Genomic DNA, 4,574 nt, shown 5'->3' with positions numbered 1-4,574 from the left:
CAAGGCTAACTATCAAGAAAGATAGAGGAAGCTGAAATGCCAAGGAAGCCAAGAATGTATATGGCCGGAGTGCCGTGCCATGTAATACAACGAGGAAGCTGAAATGCCAAGGAAGCCAAGAATGTATATGGCCGGAGTGCCGTGCCATGTAATACAACGAGGAAGCAATCGGGAAGCGTGTTTCTTTCAGATCAAGATAATCAGTTTTATCTGGAATGCTTACAAGAAGCGCGTGAACGCTATGATGTAAGTTGTCATGCTTGTGTCTTGGTGACGAATCACACACATCTTTTGTTGACACCTTCATGCACTGACGGTGTCTCTAAAGTGATGCAGTCACTTGGGCGGCGCTACGTGCAATACATCAATAAGACATGTCGGTGATGCGTTACATTATGGGAGAGTCGTCTCGTTCGCTATCGAGAGTTGTTTAACGTGGTGCTACTTGTTAGCATTTTTTTGATGTGCCACATACTCGTCAAGTAACTCGCGTATCATTTTTTGATACTGCATGTGATTGGTTTTGGCGGCCTGCTTAAAATAGGCAACACTCTCAGAAAACAAATAAAAGGGGTCGGTGACACATAATAATCATTCGTATTACTTGCCCTACACCTAAAAAGATCGTGTGTAGTTGCCTCCAACTTGTATGCAGCTGCTTTGACTTTCTGCTCTAGTTGGGCTGAATGAGTAATCAGCAGACGTATTGTGTTGGTGTTATTCCTTTGTTCCTTTGTTCCTGAAGTTTTTTAGCGCCTTCTATTAGCTCTCTTGTTTCTTTATGGGAGCGGTCACAAAACTGTTCAAAGTCAGTAAGCAGCTTAGTTTTCGGCCAAACACCGGAGTCAGGTGTCAGTTGTCCAACTTTCAGCTGGTAGTCTGCAAGTATTTTTATGTACTGCTGTCTTTCGTCCTGCGAAATAACGATGGGGGGAAGGCCTGACTTTAGCAGAGGAATGTTTGCAATTAATCGCGCAAGGCGTCCGTTTCCGTCCCAGAAGGGGTGGATATGTACAAAGCCCATGTGAATCTTCGCGTAGGCTTTGATTCCGTCCTTAAGGTTGAGAGTTTGCTTGCATAATGAGTTGAGCTCTTCGATAAAAAGAGCCATTAACTTTTCTGTATGTAAGGGGTGGGCATATTCGATAAATACTTGTTGGTTTTTCTTATTAACTGCATAGGTACCGTTCATTTCAACTTTCCAGGCTCCATTCGGTTTATAAATGTCGGTGACGCGGTCTGTTTGAATAGCTAAATGAAGTTGGAAGCAGCTTTCTGCTGTAAAGGCTTGGTTAAGGTTTTGGTAAATCAATTCGATAGCACTAGCGTGGCCATATATTTCCTGGTGCTCTTTGAGTGGTTTACCTGAAATGGTTAACCCCTCGTCCAATATAAACTTTGTATCACCTAAGCTTAAAGTATTGCCTTCTAGTGCCGTTGAGGTATGAGTCCAGAGGTTTCTAATCTGCTTGAGTGTAGATAGCTGAATATCTGTATCTAGTCCCTGCAAAAACTGAAGCATATTGGGCGTCGTTTGGTGTGCAGCAAGACTATATCGTGTACCTTTACGACTGCCAGTTTTAATAAGCAGGCCTTGCTCACTTAATTCATTAAGCCAACGGCGTATCGTTCGATCTGAAGGAGGGCTAAGCTTGAGTGTTGGTTTATTTATCAATTCAAGAATATCAGACAGCGCGAAAGATTCAGGGGCTTGCTTAAGCAGCTGGAGGAGCATTGACGGGTCTAGTTTCTCGGTCATAACTGAGCCTGTATTCTAATATATAGGACATAACTCTATTTAATATGTCCGATAAAGTAAAGCAAAAGGCAAAGCAAAAGGGGTCGGTGACACATAATAATCATTCGCATTACTCAGCTTGAAAAGGTCTTAGCTTAGGTCGATAATCACGTGTAACTATCAAGGAAGATAGAGGAAACTGAAATGCCAAGGAAGCCGAGAATGTATATGGCAGGAGTGCCGTGCCATGTAATCCAACGGGGAAACAATCGGGAAGCGTGTTTCTTTTCAGATCAAGATAATCAGTTTTATCTGGAATGCTTACAAGAAGCGTGTGAACGCTATGATGTAAGTTGTCATGCTTATGTCTTGATGACGAATCACACTCATCTTTTGTTGACACCTTCATGTCCTGATGGTGTCTCTAAAGTGATGCAGTCACTTGGACGGCGCTATGTACAATACATCAATAAGACATATCGGCGATGCGGTACATTGTGGGAGAGTCGTCATAAAGCAAGCTTGATCGATGCTGAAGGGTATTTGCTCAAGTGTTATCGGTATATAGAGCTAAACCCGGTTATGGCTAATATGGTCGAGCATCCGGCTGATTACCGATGGTCTAGCTATCGGTGTAATGCATATGGTGAAAGAAGTCCGTTAATTAGTGCGCATGAGGTATATGCTCAATTGGCACATGATACGCAGAGCCGCCTTGTTCGCTATCGAGAATTGTTTAACGTTGCGTTGTCGAAGGGCGTCATACATGAGATTCGTACTTCAGCCAGTTTCTCGATGCCTTTGGGGGATGATCGTTTTAAGGCACAAATCGAAGAAAATCTTAAGAGATCAATTGGCTATTCAAAGATAGGGCGACCTCTCAAGTGCGAATGATTACTAATTGTCACCGACCCCTTTTATATTTTATAATACAAAGATTGACAATGCTTGTATTTTTGCCTAGCATGAAATTTATAAATTTTTACTCTTGGAGGCCATTATGCATGTGTCCCTGACTGCCGAGCTAGAGTCTCGCGTTAAAGCCAAAGTTGAAAGTGGCTTATACAATAATGCCAGCGAAGTGATTCGTGAAGCATTGCGCTTTATGGATACGCACGAGGACTGGATCCACGAAGTGAAATTGGCTCGTTTACGCGAGCAACTGAAAGTTGGCACCGGCCAGATAGATAGCGGTGAAGGTATTTCTATTAAATCAAAATCCTCTTTAGATTCATTGTTCAATGATATTATGGCTTAAGTTTCATGCCAACACGCCACCTTGTTATAGCCCCTGCTGCGAAAACTGATTTAAAAAACATCTATCAGTACGGGTTGCGGCAATGGGGGAAAACCCAGTCTGATAGCTACCTTGAAAATATAAAAGAACACTTTTGGACTCTCACTGAACAAGCCATGATAGGAGTTGATCGCTCTGAACTTCTAGCTGGCACCAGAAGCCTACCTATTGCGAGCCATACCCTGTTTTATAGGGTTACAGGCGATACGGTGGAGATTATTCGTGTATTACATCGTCGCCAAGATCCTCAGCGGCACCTGACATAGTTCAATACTTAGCTGACAACGGGGTCAGACTCGATTGAAACCATCCTGTTGGAATCTAGCGCGAGCGTTGTGATATTCTTCCCTTAACTTAATTGATAAGGACATCACATGAAAATCCTACACCACGGAGCGGTGAATGGCGTAACGGGTTCGTGTCACGAGCTTCGCATTTCTGATAAAAACAGTTCTGAACAACAAGGTATTCTGATTGATTGCGGATTGTTTCAAGGGGCCGAGACCTCTGGGCAGTCGAGTGAAAGCCAGCTTGAAATCGACTTCCCAGTTTCTCATATTAAAGCGCTTGTCGTGACCCATGTTCATATCGATCATGTCGGGCGCATTCCTTATCTTCTCGCTGCTGGCTTTGATGGGCCGATATACTGTTCTGAGCCGTCGGCTGTGCTTTTACCGCTGGTACTGGAAGATGCGGTGAAGATTGGTTTCACCCGTAATAAACAGATGATCCGACAATTTATGTCGGTGCTTAAGCAGCGTATTGTGCCGCTCAAATATGGTGATTTGTATTCAGTCTTTGAAGGTTTAGATATTTGCTTACAGCCAGCAGGTCATATTCTTGGCTCTGCTTATGTTGAGTGCTGTGTAAACCAGGGGAAGGACGCGCATACGTTTATCTTTTCGGGTGATTTAGGCGCTCCTCACTCTCCTTTGTTAGCCGCGCCGAAGCCTCCTGAAGCATGTGATACCTTGGTGATTGAAAGCACTTATGGCGATAAGAATCATGAAGATCGACGCTCTCGTCGGCAGCGACTTAAGGCAGTGATCGAGAGTGCTGTTCAAGACAGAGGTGTGGTCTTGATTCCTGCGTTCAGTATCGGCCGCACTCAGGAGCTATTGTATGAACTTGAGTCATTGATCTATGAGCTTAAAGATAAAGCCGATCAGGGGGCGCTGAATTGGGCTGAGCTTGAAGTGATAGTCGACTCACCTTTGGCCAACGACTTTACTGATACCTACCGACAACTAAAACCTTTTTGGGATGCAGAGGCTCAAAGTCGGGTAGCCGAGGGTCGACACCCTCTGTCATTTGAAAATTTACTCACGATAGATGATCATCAAACTCACCTCGACACAGTGAATTATTTAGCAAAGACGGCTCGCCCAGCCATTGTGATCGCCGCTAGCGGTATGTGTGCTGGTGGACGTATTGTTAATTATTTAAAAGCCTTAATTGAAGATAAGCGTACTGATATTCTGTTTGTAGGTTATCAAGCTGAGGGAACTGCAGGGCGAGATATTCAAACTTACGGGACAC

General features: G+C 43.9%; 6 protein-coding genes. 5 read left to right on the top strand and 1 reads right to left on the bottom strand.

The features are described 5' to 3' along the window. The first annotated feature begins 141 nt into the window (after positions 1-141). Positions 142-384, top strand: coding sequence for a transposase (locus tag A3735_RS32630; protein WP_082865317.1), 243 nt, complete (start codon positions 142-144; stop codon positions 382-384). 310 nt (positions 385-694) lie between these two features. Here the strand turns inward: A3735_RS32630 and A3735_RS19305 are convergent, their stop codons facing one another. Next, a complete protein-coding gene (locus A3735_RS19305) occupies positions 695-1,759 on the bottom strand; it encodes a Fic family protein (RefSeq protein ID WP_082865282.1) in 1,065 nt (354 codons plus the stop codon). Positions 1,760-1,960: 201 nt separating this feature from the next. Here A3735_RS19305 and A3735_RS19300 point away from each other — a divergent pair, with 201 nt between their 5' ends. The 4 genes from A3735_RS19300 to A3735_RS19285 form a co-directional block, all read left to right on the top strand. Beyond that, complete coding sequence (locus A3735_RS19300; protein ID WP_231882579.1) at positions 1,961-2,632, top strand: transposase; 672 nt, start codon at positions 1,961-1,963, stop codon at positions 2,630-2,632. A gap of 106 nt (positions 2,633-2,738) precedes the next feature. Continuing rightward, positions 2,739-2,996 carry a type II toxin-antitoxin system ParD family antitoxin gene (locus A3735_RS19295; RefSeq protein WP_068553791.1) on the top strand — a complete coding sequence of 86 codons (258 nt, stop codon included), beginning with the start codon at positions 2,739-2,741 and terminating at the stop codon, positions 2,994-2,996. Positions 2,997-3,001: 5 nt separating this feature from the next. Next, positions 3,002-3,301 (top strand): type II toxin-antitoxin system RelE/ParE family toxin, encoded by a 300-nt coding sequence (locus tag A3735_RS19290; protein WP_068511530.1) that lies wholly within the window; start codon positions 3,002-3,004, stop codon positions 3,299-3,301. 108 nt (positions 3,302-3,409) lie between these two features. Then, positions 3,410-4,574, top strand: a 1,165-nt coding sequence (locus A3735_RS19285; protein ID WP_068638491.1) for an MBL fold metallo-hydrolase, incomplete at its 3' end; no start/stop codon positions are given.

Source organism: Oleiphilus sp. HI0061 (genome assembly GCF_001635675.1).
The sequence above is the reverse complement of the archived record's forward strand: the minus strand, read 5'-3'. Positions and strand labels throughout refer to the sequence as shown.